The 20612-nt window shown below is 62.6% G+C and carries 14 protein-coding genes; 8 read left to right on the top strand and 6 right to left on the bottom strand.

The window, feature by feature from the left end; genetic code table 11:
• Nucleotides 1-63: 63 nt before the first annotated feature.
• Complete coding sequence (locus OPV09_RS05160; RefSeq protein WP_338680758.1) at nt 64-981, bottom strand: LysR family transcriptional regulator; 918 nt, start codon at nt 979-981, stop codon at nt 64-66.
• 99 nt (nt 982-1080) lie between these two features.
• Here OPV09_RS05160 and OPV09_RS05155 point away from each other — a divergent pair, with 99 nt between their 5' ends.
• From OPV09_RS05155 to OPV09_RS05140, 4 genes are all read left to right on the top strand, one after another.
• Entirely contained in the window at nt 1081-1770 is a 690-nt protein-coding gene (locus tag OPV09_RS05155; protein ID WP_338680757.1) for a hypothetical protein, read from the top strand.
• Nucleotides 1771-1883: 113 nt separating this feature from the next.
• Complete coding sequence (locus OPV09_RS05150) at nt 1884-3335, top strand: alkaline phosphatase (RefSeq protein ID WP_425324022.1); 1452 nt, start codon at nt 1884-1886, stop codon at nt 3333-3335.
• A 29-nt stretch (nt 3336-3364) separates the two neighbouring features.
• On the top strand, nt 3365-4762 hold the full coding sequence (locus OPV09_RS05145; protein WP_338680755.1) for an alkaline phosphatase: 1398 nt from the start codon (nt 3365-3367) through the stop codon (nt 4760-4762).
• A 74-nt stretch (nt 4763-4836) separates the two neighbouring features.
• Nucleotides 4837-5556 (top strand): hypothetical protein, encoded by a 720-nt coding sequence (locus tag OPV09_RS05140; RefSeq protein WP_338680754.1) that lies wholly within the window; start codon nt 4837-4839, stop codon nt 5554-5556.
• A gap of 78 nt (nt 5557-5634) precedes the next feature.
• Here OPV09_RS05140 and OPV09_RS05135 read toward each other — a convergent pair whose 3' ends face one another.
• The 3 genes from OPV09_RS05135 to dprA form a co-directional block, all read right to left on the bottom strand.
• The gene (locus OPV09_RS05135; protein ID WP_338680753.1) at nt 5635-8301 is read right to left on the bottom strand and encodes a DNA topoisomerase III; all 2667 of its coding nucleotides are present in this window, start codon (nt 8299-8301) and stop codon (nt 5635-5637) included.
• Nucleotides 8302-8584: 283 nt separating this feature from the next.
• A complete protein-coding gene (locus OPV09_RS05130) occupies nt 8585-9049 on the bottom strand; it encodes a DUF494 family protein (protein ID WP_046683463.1) in 465 nt (154 codons plus the stop codon).
• A gap of 94 nt (nt 9050-9143) precedes the next feature.
• Nucleotides 9144-10247: a DNA-processing protein DprA gene (gene dprA / locus OPV09_RS05125; RefSeq protein WP_319993434.1), complete on the bottom strand. Its 1104-nt coding sequence runs from the start codon at nt 10245-10247 to the stop codon at nt 9144-9146.
• A 306-nt stretch (nt 10248-10553) separates the two neighbouring features.
• Between dprA and def the strand changes: the two genes are divergently transcribed.
• The 3 genes from def (at nt 10554) to OPV09_RS05110 (ending at nt 13077) form a co-directional block, all read left to right on the top strand.
• Entirely contained in the window at nt 10554-11096 is a 543-nt protein-coding gene (gene def, locus OPV09_RS05120; protein WP_219330023.1) for a peptide deformylase, read from the top strand.
• Nucleotides 11097-11203: 107 nt separating this feature from the next.
• Nucleotides 11204-12160 carry a methionyl-tRNA formyltransferase gene (gene fmt / locus OPV09_RS05115; RefSeq protein ID WP_058050246.1) on the top strand — a complete coding sequence of 319 codons (957 nt, stop codon included), beginning with the start codon at nt 11204-11206 and terminating at the stop codon, nt 12158-12160.
• A gap of 14 nt (nt 12161-12174) precedes the next feature.
• A complete protein-coding gene (locus tag OPV09_RS05110) occupies nt 12175-13077 on the top strand; it encodes a LysR family transcriptional regulator (RefSeq protein WP_072456701.1) in 903 nt (300 codons plus the stop codon).
• Here OPV09_RS05110 and OPV09_RS05105 read toward each other — a convergent pair whose 3' ends face one another.
• Together OPV09_RS05105 and OPV09_RS05100 are read right to left on the bottom strand one after the other, a co-directional pair.
• The gene (locus OPV09_RS05105) at nt 13078-13488 is read right to left on the bottom strand and encodes a 4-oxalocrotonate tautomerase family protein (RefSeq protein ID WP_338680752.1); all 411 of its coding nucleotides are present in this window, start codon (nt 13486-13488) and stop codon (nt 13078-13080) included. It abuts the gene before it with no gap.
• A gap of 159 nt (nt 13489-13647) precedes the next feature.
• Complete coding sequence (locus OPV09_RS05100; protein WP_219330026.1) at nt 13648-16125, bottom strand: IPT/TIG domain-containing protein; 2478 nt, start codon at nt 16123-16125, stop codon at nt 13648-13650.
• A gap of 650 nt (nt 16126-16775) precedes the next feature.
• On the opposite strand from OPV09_RS05100, the gene metH reads away from it, so the two are divergent.
• Nucleotides 16776-20570 carry a methionine synthase gene (gene metH / locus OPV09_RS05095; protein WP_338680751.1) on the top strand — a complete coding sequence of 1265 codons (3795 nt, stop codon included), beginning with the start codon at nt 16776-16778 and terminating at the stop codon, nt 20568-20570.
• Nucleotides 20571-20612 lie beyond the last annotated feature (42 nt).

Below are 20612 nucleotides of genomic sequence, written 5' to 3'. Positions count from 1 at the left end.
ATGACTGCATCTTACGTTGCTTGATTCGGTAGAAAAACCCGTTAAAGCGCAATAGTTTGTTGCTCAATTCGGATGAATTGACAACTGCCGCGCCAAGGCGTGCAGCCACTTCCCCGCCAGCGCGCCATCCCACACGAGCAGGATTTGTTCGCTGCAATCGACGCTGCCAGCCAGTTCGACCTGCAGCAAATCGTGTGCACGCACGGCGAAGTCGGGCAGGTAGGCCAGCGCCCGGCCGGACTGCACATAGCCCAACAGCAACTGCACATCGTCGCTCCAGTAGCGGATGGTGCGCCCGGCCACGCCGCGCCAGCCATCGGCATGGCGGCCACGCTCCTCGCCGCACAGCAAAGAGTGCGTCGGGCTGGCGAAGGCGTGCGGCAAGACGTCCCGCATGCCGCAGCGCACGGAGGCGCAGGCTGCCGGCACGCCGCGCGCCAGCACATGGCCGCGCCCGGCCGCCAGCAGCATGCGCATGCTGCCCAGCGCCGTGCTGTGCCAGGTGGCGGGCCAGTCGGCGCCGCGCTGGGCGATGGCGTCTTGCGTTACCAGTGCCGCATGGCAATCGCCACGCGCCAGGGCCGCCAGCGCCGCATCCTCGAAAGCCGGTTGCAAACGCACGCTGGCCTGCGGATAGGCGTCCAACGCCGCCGCCAAGGTATCCGCGTGGCGCCACAGCAGCAGGGCGGGGCCGGCGATGCGGCCATCGATGGCGCCCCGCTCGCCCATCACGTCCAGGCGCGCCTGTTCGGCCAGCGCCAGCAAGGTGCGCGCACGCTCGAGCAGCAAACGGCCGCTGTCGTTGAGCAGCAATTGCTTGCCGCTCCGGTCAAACAGGGGCGCGCCCATGTTCCCCTCCAGGCGACGCAAGGCTTTCGACACGGCCGATGGCGTCAGGTTCAATTCCAGCGCCGCCGCGCCCAGGGTTGGCTGGCGCGCGGCGCTGCAAAACACGCGCAGGTCGGCAAGGCTCATGTTCATGATGATTTCCAAACAGGACACAAAAAGTGAAAAATGGTTGCTGTACTGTCCATGATACCGCCCCTATCATCGTTGCATTCCAACTCATCGATGAAACCCATGCTGCGCACCCTCTTCCTTTCTCTGTTCCTGCTCGCCTCCAGCCTCGCCCACGCCGCGCCCCTGACCTGGGGCCTGCACGGCATGGTGCTGTTTGGCGGCAAGCAAGGGCTGTATGCCTCGCACCTGCCGATGTTCCATGCGCCGCACGATTACCAGGCGGTGCTGCAAGTGCGGCTGGCCGATCCCGTCCTCGATGCGCGGCTGCGCCAGCAGCTCGATGGCCATACGGCGCTATGGACCCTCGAACCGGAACACTTCGAGCTGGCGCGCTTGCTGCCGGCCGCGCCGCTGCCGCTGCGCCAGTTCCAGGCGACGGTGGTGCGCGGACACTTCGAGAAGGATGGAAAAGCCGAACCCGGCTATGGCGCTGCCGCCATCATCGTCGAGCGCGTCCTGCTGATGCGCCAGCTGTCGCCGGCCCCCGCCACGCACGCCAGCGCGCGCTACCTGCAGGTGGGCGACGGCACGCAGCGCTTCCTCGTCAAGCGTATCGACAGCCGCCCCGATTTCGAGCATATCGTCGCCTGGACCAGCCCCCAGGATGCGCCGCACGACGACGTCGTCGTGGCGAAAACCGGCGTGCAGGAAACTCCTGCCGCCAGCTTGCAAGCTGCCTTGCGCGCACAACCGGGTAAAACGGCCCGCTTGCGCGGCACGGTGTACTTTTCCACCGAGGACGTGCGCTAAAACAACACGCCGGGCGGACACGCATTCACGTGTCAAATGTGTCACAGCGTCATGATGGCGTCACATTGGATTGTTATCTTGCTAGCTCTTTCAAACCTAGCCGGATGAACCACATGACACGCAGAAAAATTTCCGTCGCTGGCTGCAGCGTCGCCATCACCCTGATGCTGGCCGCCTGCGGCAGCGATGCAAAAAAAGAAGAGGTAGTGGCTGAAGCCCCGCCGAAAAACGTCATCTTCTTCCTCGGCGATGGCATGGGCCTGACCACCATGACGGCCGCGCGCATCTATTCCGTGGGCGAAGAAGGTTCGCTGACCATGGACACCCTGCCGGAAACGGCCTTCGTCAAGACGTTCTCGAACGACGCGCAAGTGACCGACAGCGCACCATCGATGGCCGCCTACATGACCGGCGTAAAGATGAACAATGAAGTCATCTCGATGTCGGCCAACACGGTCGCCATCGATCCGGGCACGGATGCGAACGGCAACAAGCTGGTCAACAAATGCGGCACCGGCAACGGCACGCCCGCCACCACATTGCTGGAACTGGCCAAGGCCAAGGGCTTTGCCGCCGGCGTCGTCAGCACGGCGCGCGTGACGCACGCCACGCCGGCCGCGACCTATTCGCACATCTGCCACCGCGATCTGGAAAACGATATCGCCGCGGCCCTGGTGCCGGGTGGCACGGGCTACAACAGCGCGCTGGGCACGGCTGGCCTGGACGTCGTCCTCGGCGGCGGCGCGCAATTCTTCAAGCCGTTCAAGGATGGCGGCAAGCGCTCCGACGGGCGCGACCTGCTGGCCGAACTGAAAGCGAAAAGCTACACCGTCGCCAACACCGCCACCGACTTCAAGGCCGTCGATGCGGCCAAGACGGAGCGCCTGTTCGGCGTGTTCACGTCCAGCCACATGAGCTACGACCTGGACCGCGATGCGGCCAAGGAACCTAGCCTGGCGGACATGACCACCAAGGCCATGGACGTGCTGGCCAAGAACAAGAAGGGTTATTTCCTGATGGTCGAAGGCGGCCGCATCGACCATGCGCTGCACGAAACGACGGCCAAGAAAGCGCTGCAAGACACCGTCGCGTTCGACAACGCCATCAAGGCGGCCATCGACAAAGCCAAGCTCACCGATCCGACCCTGGCCAATACCCTGATCGTCGTCACGGCCGACCATGACCACACCCTGGTCCTGAACGGCTACGCCAAGCGCACGGGTAAGACGGCTGCCGGCAACCCTGGCGTGCTGGGCGTGGTGAAGAACTATGTGACCGGCGCGGTCGAGAAAGACCTCGATGGCGCACCGTATTCGATCATCGGCTTCGGCAATGGCGAAAACCGCACCCAGTCGAGCCGCGCCGCCATGGCCAGCCTCGATGAAACCGTCACCAGCGCCAACACCTACCACCAGGAAGCGGTCATCCGCACGGCGGCCGGCAATGAAACCCACGGCGGCACCGACGTCTTCCTGGGCGCCATCGGCAAAGGTTCGGAAACCTTCCTGGGCACCATCGACAACACCAAAGTATTCGGCCTGGTCAAGACGGCCGGCGGTCTGTAATCCTCAAGACATCAACATTGGACAAGCACATGAAACTTGTATTTAAACTCTCCTTGCTGACCACGCTCGTGGCCGCCAGCGTTGCCAGCGCCTACGCCGCCGACGCCAAGAACGTCATCTTCTTCCTCGGCGACGGCATGGGCCCGTCCGTCGTGACGGCGTCGCGCATCTACAAATACGGCGAAGACGGCAGCCTGACGATGGACACGCTGGAGCGCACGGCGCGCATCAAGACGTTCTCGAACGATGCGCAAACGACGGACAGCGCGCCATCGATGGCTGCCTACATGACCGGCGTCAAGATGAACAATGAAGTCATCTCGATGGCGCAGGACACGATCGCCAAGGAACCGGGCCGCGACGCCAATGGCAACCTGGGCGTGGACAATTGCCCGGCCGGCGGCAAGAGCGTGCCGACCATTCTGGAACTGGCGAAAGCCAAGGGCAAGGCCGTGGGCGCCATCACCACCACGGAACTGACGCACGCCACACCGGCGACGACGTTCTCGCACATCTGCAACCGCAATGCGCAATACGCGATCGCCGCGCAAGCGACGCCAGGCGGCGCGGGCTACAACGCGGCCCTGGGCGATGGCGTCGACGTGCTGATGGGTGGCGGCCGCAACCACTTCACCCCTTGGTCGACCAGCAACAAATACGGCCGCGTCGACGGCCGCAACCTGTTGACGGAATTTGCCGCCAAGGGCTACACCGTGGCCGCGACGAAAGCGGAAATGGCGGCGGCGCCAAGCGGCAAGAAATTCATCGGCCTGTACAGCACCCGCAGCCACCTGGAATATGAACTGGACCGCACGGCCACGCCACCGCTGGGTGAAGGCGCGACCCAGCCTAGTCTGTCGGAAATGACCCTCAAGGCCATCGACTTGCTGTCGAAAAACGCGAACGGCTACTTCCTGATGGTCGAAGGCGGCCGCATCGATCACGCCTTGCATGGCATCAACGCCAAGCGCGCGCTGACGGACACCATCGCCTTCGACGACGCCATCAAGGCCGCCATCGCCAAGATCAAGGAAACCGATCCGACCCTGGCCAATACCCTGATCGTCGTCACGGCCGACCATGACCACACCCTGGCCTTCAACGGCTATGGCAAGCGCGGCAACAATATCCTCGACATCAATCGCGGCTACAAGGATAACCAGCCGAGCAAGGATGCCGATGGCAATACCTACACCACCCTGGTGTTCGGCAACGGCCCGAACCGCCCTGCCCTGCGCAGCAACGTCGACAGCGCCACGGCCCTGAAAGACAACTACCTGCAAGAAACGGGTGTGCGCCTGGCCAGCGAAACCCACGGCGGCGGCGACGTCAAGCTGCTGGCCACGGGCGCCGGCGCGAAGACCTTCAAGGGCACCCTGGACAACACCAAGGTGTTTGACTTGCTGAAGGCGGCGTTCGGTTTCTGATCCACATCAACACGGTAACCCCACCGGGGCGGATGGCGTAGGCCCTCCGCCCCTCTGCACGTAAAGGCAACACCATGAAATCGTCCCTGATCGCCATCCTCCTCGCCGCCGGCTTTGCCGCCAGCGCGCAAGCCGCTCCTCCTTCCGCTCCTGCCGACCTGGACCTGGGCATCACCTATTACAGCCGCGTCCTGACGCCGGAAGGCGTGACGCGCGAGAGCCGCTACGAAGAAAAGATGCTGCGCCGCCCCGGCCACGTGTGGGTCGAGCGCGTGCTGGCGCCGTCGACGGACGCGCATGCGGGCCACAACCACGGCGAGAACAAGAAAGTAGCACTGAAGGCCACGCAGCATGAGCACAAGCACTTCAATCCCGTGCTGATCCCCCGCCACGTGATGCTGGAAAAGAACACCGTGCGCGTGGAATACATTGATGCGCATGACAAGATCGTCGTTTCCATCCCGAAAGCCGACTACGAAAACGTCAATTTCGACGGCTCCTGGGAAAACAGTTTTTATCTGCTGGACCCGAAACTGGTGGCCGCCATGCCGCTGTCGAAACAGGCGTCGAACGTGACGGGCGCGCGCTGGCGCGAAGTGGAAAAGAATGGCGTGTTCCAGCGCATTCTGTGGGATGAGCAAAAGCAGATTCCGCTGATCATCGAAAGCGGCGACCGCGCGAATACCTTCTACCGCCGGGTCGACGTCAAGCTGCAGCCAACCGTCAGCAAGGCGCAGCCATGGGCGAATTTGCAGAACTATGCGCAGCGCGAGTATTCCGACTACCTCGACTAAGCGTCAGACGAACGCCAAGAAAATCGGGACGTAAAAAAAGCCAGGGAATTCCCTGGCTTTTGTCTGGCTGGCGTCCGATTACTCAGCCACTGCCGCTTTCTTCGCCGGCGCCTTCTTGGCGGCCGGCTTTTTCACGGCCGCAGCTTTCTTCGCTGGCGCTTTTTTCACGGCTGCCGCTTTCTTGACGGCCGTTTTCTTCGCTGGCGCCGCGCCTTCTTCGCCTTCGACCTCGGCGGCTGCCGCCTTGGTCTTGGCGCCCGGCTTGGCCTTGCGCTCTTCAAACTCGAAGCTCACCTTGCCATCCTTGCCGCGCACGAGGAAGGCCTTGAACGGGCGGCGCGTGCGCTGGGATACGAACCCAGGCAACAGGTCCGTCTTGCCATCGTTGAGCAGTTTTGCCATTTGTTCCGGCAAGATTTCCTGCTGCAAGATGATGCGGCCGCTGCGGAAGTCGCACGTCTTCGGCTTGGCCACGCTGTGTTCGCACACATAGGCCAGGCCCATTTCGTACACACCGGCGTTGCACTTGGGGCACGGTCCCACGGGCGTCTGGCCCGTGAAATCGACGCCTTCGCCGTCTTCGCTCTCGTCGTTCTGGCCGAAATCAAATTCCAGCTTGAAATTCTTGATCTCTTCATCGCGCACAATGCGCAGGATGGCGGCGAACGGACGGCCCATCTTCGAACGGAAGCCTTGCAGCGGGCCGATGGTGCGGTCCTTCAGCAATTGCTCCACTTCGGCGATTTCAAACTGGCGCGAGCCCGGCGTCTTGCTCATCGAAAATTCGCACTTGGTACAGGCGAAACGGCGGTAGTTTTCCTTCACCACGCCGCCGCAATTCGGGCATGGCGTTTCCAGCGTCGCGTAGTCGCCGGGGATCGTGTCGTTGTCGTATTCCTTGGCGCGCTTGACGATGATTTGCGTCATCTGCGCGATTTCGCGCATGAACTCTTCACGCGAAATCTTGCCTTTTTCCATCTGCGACAGCTTGTATTCCCACTCGCCCGTCAGCTCCGGCGCCGTCAATTCATTGACGCCCAGGCCTTTCAACAAGGTCATCAGCTGCGACGCCTTGGCCGTTGGAATCAGTTCGCGGCCTTCGCGGATCAGATAGCGTTCCGTCAGCAAGCCCTCGATGGTGGCCGCGCGCGTCGCTGGCGTGCCCAGGCCCTTGCCAGCCATCGCGTCGCGCAGCTCGTCGTCGTCGATCAGCTTGCCGGCGCCTTCCATGGCCGACAGCAACGTCGCCTCCGTGAAGCGCGCGGGCGGTTTCGTCACCAGGCCGTTGGCGCTGACGCTTTCCGTCTGCACTTTCTCGCCCTTGGCGACGGGCACCAGGTTGCCGTTGCCATTGCTTTCCTTGTCGGCGTCCGTCGATGCTTCCTTGCCGTAGATGGCCAGCCAGCCCGGATTGGTCATGACCTTGCCTTCAGTCTTGAACTGATGGCCGGACACTTCCGTGTAGCGCGTGGTGACCTGGAATTCCGCAGGCGGGAAGAACACGGCCATGAAGCGGCGCGTGACGAGGTCGTACAATTTTTGTTCCGGCTCGGACAGATTCTTTGGCGCGATCGTCGTCGGGATGATCGCGAAGTGATCCGAGATCTTGGTGTTGTCGAAGATGCGCTTGTTCGGCTTGACCCAGCCCTTGTCGATGATCTGCTTGGCGAACTGGTGGTAGTTGCTGTTTTCCTTGACCGTTTCCAGCGCCTGCAGCACGGTCGGCATGTAGTCTTCCGGCAGGTGGCGCGAATCGGTACGCGGATACGTGAGCACCTTGTGCTTTTCGTACAGCGCCTGGGCCAGGCCCAGGGTATTTTTAGCGGAGAAACCGAAACGCGAGTTCGCTTCGCGCTGCAAACTGGTCAGGTCGAACAGGCCAGGCGCCATCGAGGTGGTCGGTTTCGATTCTTCCGTGACGATGCCTTGGCGGCCGCGGCAGGCGGTGGCGATCGAATCGGCAGCCGTCTTGCTCCACAGGCGCTCGGCGCGCTTCTCGGGGTCGTTCTCGTCCTTCTTGAACTTCGTGTCGAGCCAGCGGCCTTCATAGATACCGGCCGCGCAGACGAATTCGGCGCGCACTTCCCAGAAGTCGCGCGGTACGAATTTTTTGATCTTGTCTTCGCGTTCGACGACGATGGACAGGGTCGGCGTTTGCACGCGGCCCACGGTCGTCAGGTAGAAGCCGCCTTCTTTCGAATTGAATGCCGTCATGGCGCGCGTGCCATTGATGCCGATCAGCCAATCGGCTTCCGAACGGCAGCGGGCAGCATCGGCCAGCGGCAGCATTTCTTCGTCGCTGCGCAGGTGCGAGAAACCGTCGCGGATGGCGCCCGGCGTCATCGACTGCAGCCACAGGCGCTTGACCGGTTGCTTGGCTTTCGCGTTTTGCGCGATCAGGCGGAAAATCAGCTCGCCTTCGCGCCCCGCATCGCATGCGTTGATGAGGGTGGTGACGTCTTTTCGTTTGATCAGCTTGTTTAATACTTTGAGGCGCGCTTCCGTCTTGGCGATCGGGTTCAGCGCGAAATACGGTGGAATCATCGGCAAGTGCGCGAAACTCCATTTGCCGCGCTTCACGTCGAATTCTTCCGGTACGGCGATCTCCAGCAAGTGGCCGACCGCCGACGACAGGACGTATTCATCCGATTCAAAGTACTCATCGTGCTTGGTAAAGCCGCCAAGCGTCTTCGCGATATCGTTCGCGACAGAAGGCTTCTCGGCGATGATGAGGGTTTTTGTCATATTTTTTAGTCTCGAAAAATGCTCTAGGATAGTTTCAGCATGCGCATCATACAGTGCATTGCCAGGCGCCGACGCTTTTGTCTGCGCAAGGCACAGTGACTTGTGGTCTTGTCAAGCGGCCAATGATAAGCGCCTATTGAAGAATTCGGCAAGTTATCTGCAAGCAAGAATGCGCAGGCGCAAACACATGGGCCTGGCGTGTGCGGTGCCGCAGCACATAGTAAAGGGGATGGCGCGGCGGCGGCGCCAGGGTCGGACAGGCAGCGAAGAATATGGGTATATATTAGTGCAGCAAGCGCGGCGGGAGGTCTTCATCGTCGACGAACAGGTCGTCGAACATCAGCGCATCCGGTTCCTTGCCCTGGCTCCACAGCAGCATCAGCACGATGACTTTCAGCTTGCCCAGCGACACGGGAGCCTCGTCGAGCGCCAGCGCCCGTTCGATGACGATTTCGCGTTGCAGCGGCGAAAGCACCTTGGCGCTTTCGAGGAACTGGATGAAACCGATGGCGGCCGTGCCCAGCACGTCGCTTTCCTGCTGCACATAGAAGCGCGTGCCCGTGGAACTGGCCGTCAGGATTTGTTCGACGCCGGCCATGGCGTTCAAGTCCGTCAGCCACACGAGCGCTTCGGAAATCTCCACGTCGTCGAAACCGACGGCCGACAGTTTGCGCGCCAGAACTGCCGGCTCGGGGCAGGCATCGGGGCGATAGTAAGTCTCGTAGAGGTACACCAGGATATCGAACATGGCTCTACTCTAGCAGCTAAGCTCGCTAAGACACAAGGGTGCGCACAGACAAAGCGCGCCCGTGCGGCAAGGCCGCCACACAAGTGACAAGCTGTCATTTGCAGCGTTGAAACAGTCCTCCCGGCAAGCGTTCGACCCGGCCCGCCAGCTCCAGCGCCAGCAATTCGCCCATCAGCGCGCCCATGGCCAGGCCGCTGCGCGCGGCCAGGGTATCGGCATCGACGGGATCGTGGCCCAGCGCGGCCAGCAGCGGCGTCTCGTCTTCCACCGCCGCCGGCACGCCGGGGGCGCTACCCAGCCACTGCAGCTCTTGCAGCACGTCGTCGGCAGACTCGACCAGCTTGGCGCCCTGCTTGATCAGCGCATGGCAGCCCTTGGCCAGCGTGGCGTGGATGGAACCGGGCAAGGCATACACGTCGCGGCCCTGCTCGCCGGCCAGGCGCGCCGTGATCAATGAACCCGACTGGGCCGCCGCCTCGATCACCAGCACGCCGCGCGCCAGACCGCTGATCAGGCGGTTGCGGCGCGGAAAGTTACCGGGCATGGCCGGCAAGCCCAGCGCGTACTCGCTGACGATGCAGCCTTGTTCGGCGATTCTTTGCGCCAGATCCAGGTTGCGGCGTGGATACACCAGATCGGCGCCCGTGCCGATCACGGCGAGGGTGGCGCCAGCGCCGCGCAAGCCGCCCTCGTGCGCGTGCGTGTCGATGCCCAGCGCCAGCCCGGAAATGATGGTCAGACCTGCCGCACTGAGGGCTTGCGCGAAGGCGGCCGCATTCTGCATGCCTTGCGCGCTGGCATTGCGGCTGCCGATGATGGCCACGCCGGGACGCGACAGCAGTTCCGCCCGTCCCCGCACATATAACAAGAGCGGCGGATCGGCGATTTCCAGCAGCAGCGGCGGATACGCGGCATCGGCCAGGGTCAGCACGGCATTGCCGGGCCGCTCCAGCCACTGCAGGGTGAGCGCGAGCTGGCTGTTGGCCACCGGCTTGGACGGCTGCACGATGGCGCGCGCCACGCTGGCCGGCACCACCTCGCGCAAGGCCTCGAATGGCGTGGCAAAGATTTGCGGCGGCAGGCCGAAGCGGGCCAGCAGGGCGCGCGCCGCCACCGGCCCCACGCCGGGCAGGTGCTGCAGGCGCAGCCAGCCCGCCAGTTCCGTGGCCGTGTCTGCCGTCGTTGCAATTGCATGCATGACAACCTCGCTGTGTACTGTGCCATCCCATGCTAGCGCCATGGCACGGACGCGATACCGACGCGCGCAACAATGCGTGCAATGGCGCTGCAAAACGGCCCGCCGCCCACAGGGCCATGGGTGTCTGTGATAAAATTTCCCTTTGCAGCAAACGAATAGCGCACTGGCAAACGCATCTGCCGCGCCGTTGCGCCACACGCGCCCAACCGTAGCGTACTCAAAAATAAAATAGCCCTGCCATCGTTCGCATGGCCCAGGCATGAATAATCCGGCGCACCGGCGCCCACCTTAACCAGTCGAATCCGTATGTCCATATTAAATATCCTGCGTTACCCCGATCCTCGCCTGCACACGATCGCCAAGCCCGTCACCGAATTTGACGCGCGCCTGCAAACCCTGATCGACGACATGGCCGAAACCATGTACGACGCCCCTGGCGTCGGCCTGGCCGCGTCGCAAGTGGACGAGCATATCCAGATGATGGTGATCGACACCACCGAAGAAAAAAACCAGCTGCAAGTCTTCATCAACCCGGAAATCACCTGGGCCAGCGAAGAAAAGCAGGTCTACGACGAAGGCTGTCTGTCCGTGCCTGGCGTCTACGATGGCGTCGAGCGCCCGGCCCGCATCAAGGTGCGCGCCATGGACCGCCACGGCAAGCAGTACGAACTGGAAGCCGATGGCTTGCTGGCCGTCTGCATCCAGCATGAGATGGATCACTTGCTGGGCAAGGTATTCGTCGAATACCTGTCGCCGCTCAAGCGCAACCGCATCAAGACCAAGATGATCAAGGAAATCCGTGGTCTCGAGCGCGAAGCGAGTCTGCGCGCACAGAACCGCCGCTTTTAAGCAGACTTCGAGCCACAGCTGATAGACTAAGCAGCAACAGTAGTCGTTACACCACGCCAGCCTGGCGCCTTCGGCGCGGGCCTGCGCACCTCACGTCAAGGAACCATATGAAAGTGATCTTCGCAGGCACGCCTGAATTCGCCGCCACGGCCCTGAAAGACTTGCATGAAGCGGGCTTCGAGATTCCGCTGGTGCTGACCCAGCCTGACCGCCCTGCCGGACGCGGCATGCAACTGCACGCCTCGGCCGTCAAGCAATATGCCCAGCAGCACGGCATCGAGGTGCTGCAACCGTTGTCCTTGCGCATGGACAGCAAGGACCCGCAGCGCGCCGCCGAAGCGAAAGCGGCCCACGAGCGCCTGCTGGCGACGGACTACGACGTGATGGTGGTGGCGGCCTACGGCTTGATCTTGCCGCGCAGCACCCTCGACATCAAACCCTGCATCAATATCCACGGTTCCCTGCTGCCGCGCTGGCGCGGTGCCGCACCGATCCACCGCGCCATCGAAGCGGGCGACGATGAAACGGGCGTGACCATCATGCAGATGGAAGAAGGCCTCGATACGGGCCCCATGCTGGCCATCGAGCGCACGCCCATCGAGGCGGGCGACTCCACTGCCACCTTGCACGACAAGCTGGCCACCCTGGGCGGCAAGATGATCGTCGAAACCCTGCGCAAGATGCAGCAGCAGCCGCTCGAAGCCGTGCCGCAGCCGGAAGCGGGCGTCACCTATGCGGCGAAAATCGCCAAGGAAGAAGCGGCGCTCGACTTCAGCCTGCCGGCGCTGGAACTGGGCCTGAAAATCCGCGCCTTCAATCCGTTTCCCGGCGCCTGCGGCCAGGTCGACGGCGTCACCATCAAGATCTGGGCCGCCGAGGTAATCGAAGCGGACAGCAAGGAAGCGCCTGGCCAGGTGCTGGCGGCCGACGCCCAGCACGGCATCGTCGTGGCTTGCGGCAATGGCTCGCTGCGCCTGACGGAACTGCAAAAGCCGGGCGGCAAGCGCCTGCCTGCGGCCGAGTTCATCAAGGGCTTCCCCCTCGAAGGCAAGCGCTTCGTTTAAACCGGCACGCGCCCATGGACCAGCTGACCGCCCTGCGCGCCCTGCGCCGCGTCGTGGAACTGGGCAGCTTCACGGCCGCCGGCGCCGCGCTGGGCATTTCCCACTCCATCGTCTCGCGCCAGGTGCGCCAGCTGGAAAGCCAGCTGGGCGCCCAGTTACTCAACCGCACCACGCGCCGCTTCGCCCTGACGGCCGCTGGCCAGGAATACTACCTGGCCAGCCGCGATATCCTCGACGCCCTTGACGCGGCCGACCGCGCCGTCGCCATGCACCAGGCGCAACCGTCCGGCAGCTTGCGCATCAATGCGCCGATGGCTTTCGGCACCCTGGAACTGGCTGCCTGGCTGCCCGATTTCAGCCGCCAATATCCGCACATCCACATCGATCTCGTCTGCAATGACCGCATCGTCGACCTGATCGACGATGGCTTCGACGTGGCGCTGCGCCTGGCGCGCGGCTTGCCCGACTCCACCCTGGTGGCGCGCCAGCTGGCCAGCAGCCGCACGGTGGCCGTCGCCTCGCCCGCCTACCTGGCCCGCCATGGCCATCCGGCCACGCCGCAAGACCTGGTCCAGCACAATTGCCTGATGTACACCTCTGGCGAGAAGCCGGCGGAGTGGTCGTTCACCGATGGTGACGGCGCCGCCCACAAGGTGGCCGTACGCGGCAGCCTGCAAGCCAATACGAGCGTGGCCCTGCGTGAAGCGGCCGTGGGCGGCATGGGGATTGCCGCCGCGGCCGGCTTCATCGTGCGCGATGCGCTGCGCAGCGGCCAGCTGGTGGAAGTCTTGCCCGGCTACACCTTGCGTCCACGCACCTTGTACGCGCTGTATCCGCACAGCAGACAGTTGTCGCCGAAGGTCAGGGCCTTCATCGATTTCGCCGTGCAACACTATCAAAATCGCCGCTGGGATTGATCAGGCCTGCTGCTGCAGCGCCTTGCGCACGGCGCGGAACTGCTGCGTCAAGCCGCCGTAGCCCCAGGCCGCCTGGCGCGCATCGTGCACATGGATGTAGCTGACGTCGTGCAAGGCGCCGAGATACTCGTGCATGGCGGCAAACACGGCGGCGATATACGCGGCCTTTTCCGCCGCCGTATTCGTTTCATCGCTGATCAGGATATCGAGGAAAAAGCTGGCCTTGCCTTGCGCTTGCAACGAGGGCCCGCCGACAAACCAGTGCGCTGCGTCAAGATGGCTGATCGCCACCGACGTCAGCTCGGGCGCCTTGTGCAACAGTTGCGCCGTCAATTGACTCAGGGTGGCGGCGATGGCGGCCGACTGGCCCGCCTTGGGTGGCGTGGATAAACGCAGGTTCAGGATGGGCATGGGATGCTCCGCAAGTGGATGAAGCCCCATTCTAGGCAGGCGGGAGATAAAACGGCAGCCCCCGCCAGGCACAGGATCTGTGCAGTTTATGCACCAATGCCTGCGCGCATAAAAAAAGGGCTTGCCGCGGCAAGCCCTTGTTGCATCGACCGCCCTTGCTTAGCGGCGCTGCACCTTCATCAGGCGTGCGCCCACGGACGACGACAGGCTGACCTCGAAGCGGCCACCGGCCGGCAAGGCGCTGACGTCGACGCTGGCTTTGCCACCGGTCAAGTCACTGGCGACCACCGTCTTGCGGCCATCGGCGGCGACGTGCAGCACGGCGGCGTACGGTTCCGCCTCGGCATTCCAGACCAGCGCCAGCTTGCCGCCGCTTTGTACCGCATCGAACGTGGCATCGTTGGCGGCGACCTTGCTGCGGCGCGCCGGGCGCTCCAACTTGGCCAAAGCCTTGCCATTTGCCAGCACTTGCACGTCGCTGATGTCGCCCGGGTTGGCGAAGCTGACGCGGAAATGGCTCATGGCGTTGCCGCCATGGTCGGCCACGGAGACGGCATCGAAGGGCAAGTCGATAGTCTGTCCCAACGCCGTCAGCACGCGCAAGGTATAAGCATGGCCGCTGCCGCTGGCCGCTGCGCCGATGCGCACCGACGAGGCAACGGCGGGACGCAGCCCCACGCCAGATGGCGTGATACGGCCGGAAATCGTCAGATAGCCATTCTCGGCCACGGACATGCTGGCGGCCACCACATTGCTGCCAGTAACCTGCGTGCTGCGCTTCTCCAGGAATTGCTGTACGCGCACATAGCTGTAGTCGGAGAACCAGGCGCCGCTGCAATAGCTCATCACGTCTTTCATCGGCGTGCTGCCATAGACTGCTTTGCTCAACTGGCCAATGCTGCCCGCATAGCTGCTGTTGTACAGCGGTTGCGGACCCAGATCGCCATTCGCATACGGGTAGTCGGCAGCGGCGCCGGACGGACCGCCACAGGCAACGTGCTGCAACGAGTGGTTGTGACCCAGCTCATGCACCAGCGTAGTCAGCCATTCAGGCCATTGATTGCCGAATGGATCGACGGAGGCAATGCTGTTGAACCTGGCGTCCAGGCCGATGGCCGACGTGAAGTCGTTGCCGCTGCTGCGCTGGTTGATGTAGGCCAGGCCGGCGGCGCGCGTGGAGGACATTTTCGGCACGAAACCATAATAATAGGCGCCGCGGTCTTCCAGTGCGCGCTGGTTTTCCAGCTTGCCCAGGGTATCGCTCCACCAGCTGTCGGCCGTGCTGCTGCCAGGCATGCTCAGCGCCGCGCGCGTGGTGATGCTGATATTTTCCGCCGCATACGGATACACGCGCAGCAGCGCGGCACGGATCACCTCGGCGTCAGGCAGTTGCGCCACGCCATCATCGGTGCTCAACGGTACCAGCACCAGACGGATCCTGGCCAGGCTGGCCACCACGGGCGCCGCTTCCTGACTCACTTGCACGCCGTCATTGCCCACGGCCGTCACGCGCACGCGCACGCCAGGCAGAACCCAGCCGGACGGCAGGATGGCGCTGAAATTGCCGTTGAAACTGTAATCGCTTTTCGACGTCGGCAAGACCGACGGGCCGCTCATGGTGATGCTGCCCAGGTTGCTGCCATTGGCAGCCGTAGCATTCAAGGTCACGGCCGGGCTGGCCTGGCCTGTTTGCGTGGCCAGCACGGACACGCGCACGGCGGCCGGCTTGCCGCGCGTCAGGCGCAAGGCTGCATCGCTGGCATTCAAATTCAGTACCTGCGCGAAATCAATGCTGCCCAAGGTAAAGGCCGACACCGTGCCCGCATTCACGGCGATGCGCGAAGCGGCCGACAGCATCACGCTGCCCGTTGCCGACGCTGGCGCGGACAGCACCAGCTGGCTGGCACTGGCGCTGACGATGGCGGCTGGCGTACTGCCCACCGTGGCCGAACTGACCTGGTCGAGATTGCTGCCCTGCAGCGTCACCGACAAGGTCGCGCCGTTGACGGCCGACGCGATCGACGTCACTGCCACGTTTGCCAAGACTGTATACGTGTCGCTGCTGGCCACATCGTTGTAGGGACCGCGCACCGTCAGCGCACCTGTCGCCGCGCCCGCAGGCACCACCACCGTCACGCTGCCGGCCGTCTGGCTTTGCGGCGTTGCCGCCGCGCCATTGCCGAACTGCACCGCCGTCACGGCGCCCATGCCGCCGCCCGCGATCGTCACGCTGGAACCGACGCCGCCCGTTGCCGGTGCGACACTGCTCACGCTCAGCGGCAGGTACACGTTCACGTTATAGCTGGTGGTCGCCGTGCCGCTGGCGCTGACCAGGCTCAAGGCGCCCGTAACGGGCACGCCCGGCATGGCCAGGGTTACGCTGCTGTCGCTGCTGGCGCTGGCGGCAACGTTCACGCCGCCCACCTGAAAAGCCGTCACGCGGCTCAGATTCGTGCCCGTCACCACCAAGCTGCCACCCACGGCGACATTCGCCGCCGAGACGGCCGTCACGGCAGGAACCAGCACTGGCGTACCCGAGGTGGTCGCCACCACCGTGTCACCACCGCCACCGCCGCCTCCGCCGCAAGCGGACAGGCCCAGCACGACAAACAATGCTACAAGCAGATGGTTTTTCATGGCTGGCAACCATGTTGGTGCAGCGCGATGCCGGGGAGGACACGGGAGAAATGTGACATATTGGTGACTTTTGGTGAGAATGTAATTTCGAAGAACCCATATTATGGGTTAATTCGATTCCCAAGGACAACTATTAATGCTTTTGATTCAATTGGTTTTGATAATAGTTAAAGTATCGACTTGGAAAGATTTATTCTAAGAATTATTCGCTTCACTCTGTCTTGTCTTAAATCAAAATTATTTTCCTTTGCAGCTATTGCCATTCAATTCATTAAAAAGATTCTAACAGTGCGCAAATAATGTGGAAATTTTTCCACAGGCTAGACGCCGTGCCTTCCTGCCAAGTTTGGCGGAAGAATTAACGTTTTGAGTAAGATTTTCAGAAATGTAATTTTCAGAAGCAGGCGCGGCGCAAGCCGATGTGTTGCAATGTGTTGCAACCTGGCCTGCTGTGGGGCGAACAGCCGCTTTTGCTTAAAACCAAAGCAGCCTGATGCCGTATAATTTTAGACCCGGTGAAATCAGGCGATTGCCACCTTCTGCCAGCCCTACCCGGCCGGCACACTCCGTCAGCTGATCCTGCTGACCCGCAACCGCCTCATACAGTCTTGTCGCCGCGCCGCCGCCCGTTTGCCTATTGAAAGCATGAAATGAACGATACCGTGATCCCCGCCATGTCCCCGACCGAAGCCACCTTGCGCGCCATCCTGGCGCAGCGGATCATGATCCTCGACGGCGCCATGGGCACGATCATCCAGCAATACAAGCTCGACGAAGAAGCGTACCGTGGCGGTCCCGCCGGCCGCTTCATCGATTTCGCCGCGCCGGCCGACAGTGGCGCGCGCGAACTGTTCGTCAAGGGCAACAATGAGCTGCTGACCCTGACGCAGCCGCACATCATCCAGGAAATCCACGAGCGCTACCTGGCGGCCGGCGCCGACCTGATCGAAACGAATACCTTCGGCGCCACGACGATCGCGCAAGACGATTACCACATGGCCCACCTGGCCTATGAAATGAACGTGCAGGCGGCCAAGCTGGCGCGCGCCGCCTGCGACAAATATTCCACGCCGGACAAGCCGCGCTTCGTCGCCGGCGCCCTGGGGCCCACGCCAAAGACGGCGTCGATCTCGCCCGACGTGAACGACCCGGCTGCGCGCAACGTCACCTTCGATCAATTGGTGGCCGCCTACCTGCAACAGACGCAGGGGCTGGTCGAAGGCGGCGCCGACGTGCTGCTGGTGGAAACCATTTTCGACACCTTGAACTGCAAGGCGGCCCTGTTCGCCATCGACCTGTTCTACGAGAAAAACCCGACTGTCGTGCGCCTGCCCCTGATGATTTCCGGCACCGTCACGGACGCGTCGGGCCGCATTTTGTCAGGCCAGACCGTGCCCGCCTTCTGGAATTCCGTGCGCCACGCGAAACCGCTGACCATCGGCCTGAACTGCGCACTGGGCGCCGCCCTGATGCGTCCATACGCGGAAGAGCTGGCCAAGATCGCCGACACCTTCGTGTGCATCTACCCGAACGCGGGCTTGCCCAACCCCATGAGCGACACGGGCTTCGACGAGTTGCCAGCCGACACGTCCGCCCTGCTGCGCGAATTTGCCGACGCGGGCTTCTTGAACATGGCAGGCGGCTGCTGCGGCACCACGCCCGAGCACATCGCCGCCATCGGCCAATTGCTGTCGAAAAATACGCCGCGCACCGTGCCGGCCCCATCGCACGACTTGCGCCTTGCCGGCCTGGAACCGTTCGTCGTCAATGACGCGTCGCTGTTCGTCAACGTGGGCGAGCGCACCAACGTCACGGGCTCGAAAGCGTTCGCGCGCATGATTCTCAACGAGCAATACGACGAGGCGCTGTCCGTGGCGCGCCAGCAAGTGGAAAACGGCGCGCAAGTGATCGACATCAACATGGACGAAGCGATGCTCGATTCGCTGGCCGCCATGACGCGCTTTTTGAACCTGATCGCCTCGGAACCCGACATTTCGCGCGTGCCCATCATGGTCGACTCGTCGAAATGGTCGGTCATCGAAGCGGGCCTCAAATGCGTGCAGGGCAAGGCCATCGTCAACTCGATTTCCATGAAGGAAGGCGAAGAGGAATTCCTGCGCCAGGCGAAACTGTGCCGCCGCTACGGCGCGGCCGTCATCGTCATGGCTTTCGATGAAAAGGGGCAAGCCGACACCTTCGAGCGCAAGATCGAAATCTGCGCGCGCGCCTACCACCTGCTGATCGATGCGCTGGACTTCCCGCCTGAAGACATCATTTTCGATCCAAATATCTTTGCCGTCGCCACCGGTATCGAAGAGCACAACAACTACGCCGTCGACTTCATCAACGCCACGCGCTGGATCAAGGAAAACTTGCCGTACGCGAAGATCTCGGGCGGCGTGTCAAACGTGTCGTTCAGTTTCCGCGGCAACGATCCAGCCCGCGAAGCCATCCATACCGTTTTCCTGTACCACGCCATCAAGGCGGGCATGACCATGGGCATCGTCAACGCCGGCATGGTGGGCGTGTACGACAACCTCGACCCGGAACTGCGCGAGCGCGTGGAAGACGTGGTGCTGAACCGCCGCGAAGACTCAACTGAACGCATGATCGAATTTGCCGGCACCCTGAAGGCGGGCGGCAAGGCCGAAGCACAAACCCTGGCCTGGCGCGAAGGCACGGTGCAGGCGCGCCTGTCGCACGCGCTGGTGCACGGCATCACGCAATTCATCGTGGAAGACACGGAAGAAGCGCGCCAGGAACTGCTGCACAATGGCGGGCGCCCCATCCACGTGATCGAAGGCCCCTTGATGGCCGGCATGGACGTGGTCGGCGACCTGTTTGGCCAAGGCAAGATGTTCCTGCCGCAAGTGGTGAAATCGGCGCGCGTGATGAAACAGGCCGTGGCCCACTTGATTCCGTTCATCGAGGAAGAAAAGCTGCTGGAAGAAAAACGCACGGGCATCGTCGCCAAGCCGAAAGGCAAGATCATCATGGCGACCGTCAAAGGCGATGTGCATGACATCGGCAAGAACATCGTCACCGTCGTTCTGCAGTGCAATAACTTCGAAGTGGTGAACATGGGCGTAATGGTGCCGTGCTCGGAAATCCTCGCCCGTGCCAAGGTGGAAAACGCGGACATCATCGGTCTGTCGGGCCTGATCACGCCGTCGCTGGAAGAAATGGCGTACGTCGCCAAGGAAATGCAGCGCGACGAACATTTCCGCATGCTCAAGATTCCCTTGCTGATCGGCGGCGCCACCACCAGCCGCGCCCACACGGCCGTGAAAATCGCGCACAACTACGAAGGCCCCGTGATCTACGTGCCGGACGCCTCGCGTTCCGTGTCCGTGGCGCAGTCGCTCTTGACGCCGGAGCAGCGCGACAAATACGTGGAAGACATCGAACTCGACTACGCACGCATCCGCGAGCAGCACGCAAACAAGAAGGCCCTGCCCATCCTGCCGCTGGCGCAAGCGCGCGCCAACCGCATGGTCGTGCCGTTCGACGGCGCCTGCACGCCCGTGAAACCGAAGTTCATCGGCCGGCGCGTGTTTAAAAATGTCGACCTGGCCACCCTGGCCAACTACATCGACTGGGGCCCGTTCTTCCAGACCTGGGACCTGGCCGGCCCCTTCCCCGCCATTTTGACGGACGAAGTGGTGGGCGACGCGGCCACCAAGGTGTACGCGGAAGGCCAGGCCTTGCTGAAAAAACTCATCGACGGGCGCTGGCTGACGGCCAACGGCGTCGTGTCCTTGCTGCCGGCGAACAGCGTCAATGACGACGATATTGAGGTGTACACGGACGATACGCGCAGTACCGTGGCATTTACTTACTACGGCATGCGCCAGCAAGGCGTCAAACCCGTGGTCGACGGCGTGCAGCGTCCAAACCAGTGCCTGGCCGACTTCATTGCGCCGAAAGCATCGGGCGTGAAGGATTACATCGGCATGTTCGCCGTCACGTCCGGCCTGGGCATTGAAAAGTACGAAAAGCGCTTCGAGGATGCGCACGACGATTACTCGTCCATCATGCTCAAATCGCTGGCGGACCGCCTGGCCGAGGCCTTTGCCGAATACCTGCACGAGCGTGTGCGCAAGGATTTGTGGGGCTATGTGCCGGACGAGCACCTGGGCAACGACGACATGATCGCCGAGAAATATGTGGGCATCCGCCCGGCGCCCGGCTACCCGGCCTGCCCCGAGCACACGGTCAAGAAACAGATGTTCGAGGTCATGCAGGCCGAGGAAATCGGCATGCAGCTGACGGAATCGTATGCGATGTTCCCCGGCGCGGCCGTGTCCGGCTTCTATTTTGCCCACCCGGAGTCGAAATACTTCGTCGTCGGCAAGATCGGCATGGACCAGGTGGAAGACATGGCCAAACGCCGTGGCGCCAATATCGAGGACGTGGAACGCTGGCTGGCGCCCAATCTGTCATAATTTAAGCACAAGGCGCGCGGAACTTTCTGCGCGCCGCAGCGC

It is taken from the genome of Janthinobacterium sp. TB1-E2, from assembly GCF_036885605.1.
Lineage (GTDB): Bacteria > Pseudomonadota > Gammaproteobacteria > Burkholderiales > Burkholderiaceae_D > Janthinobacterium > Janthinobacterium aestuarii.
This window is presented reverse-complemented; position numbering and strand designations above follow the sequence as displayed.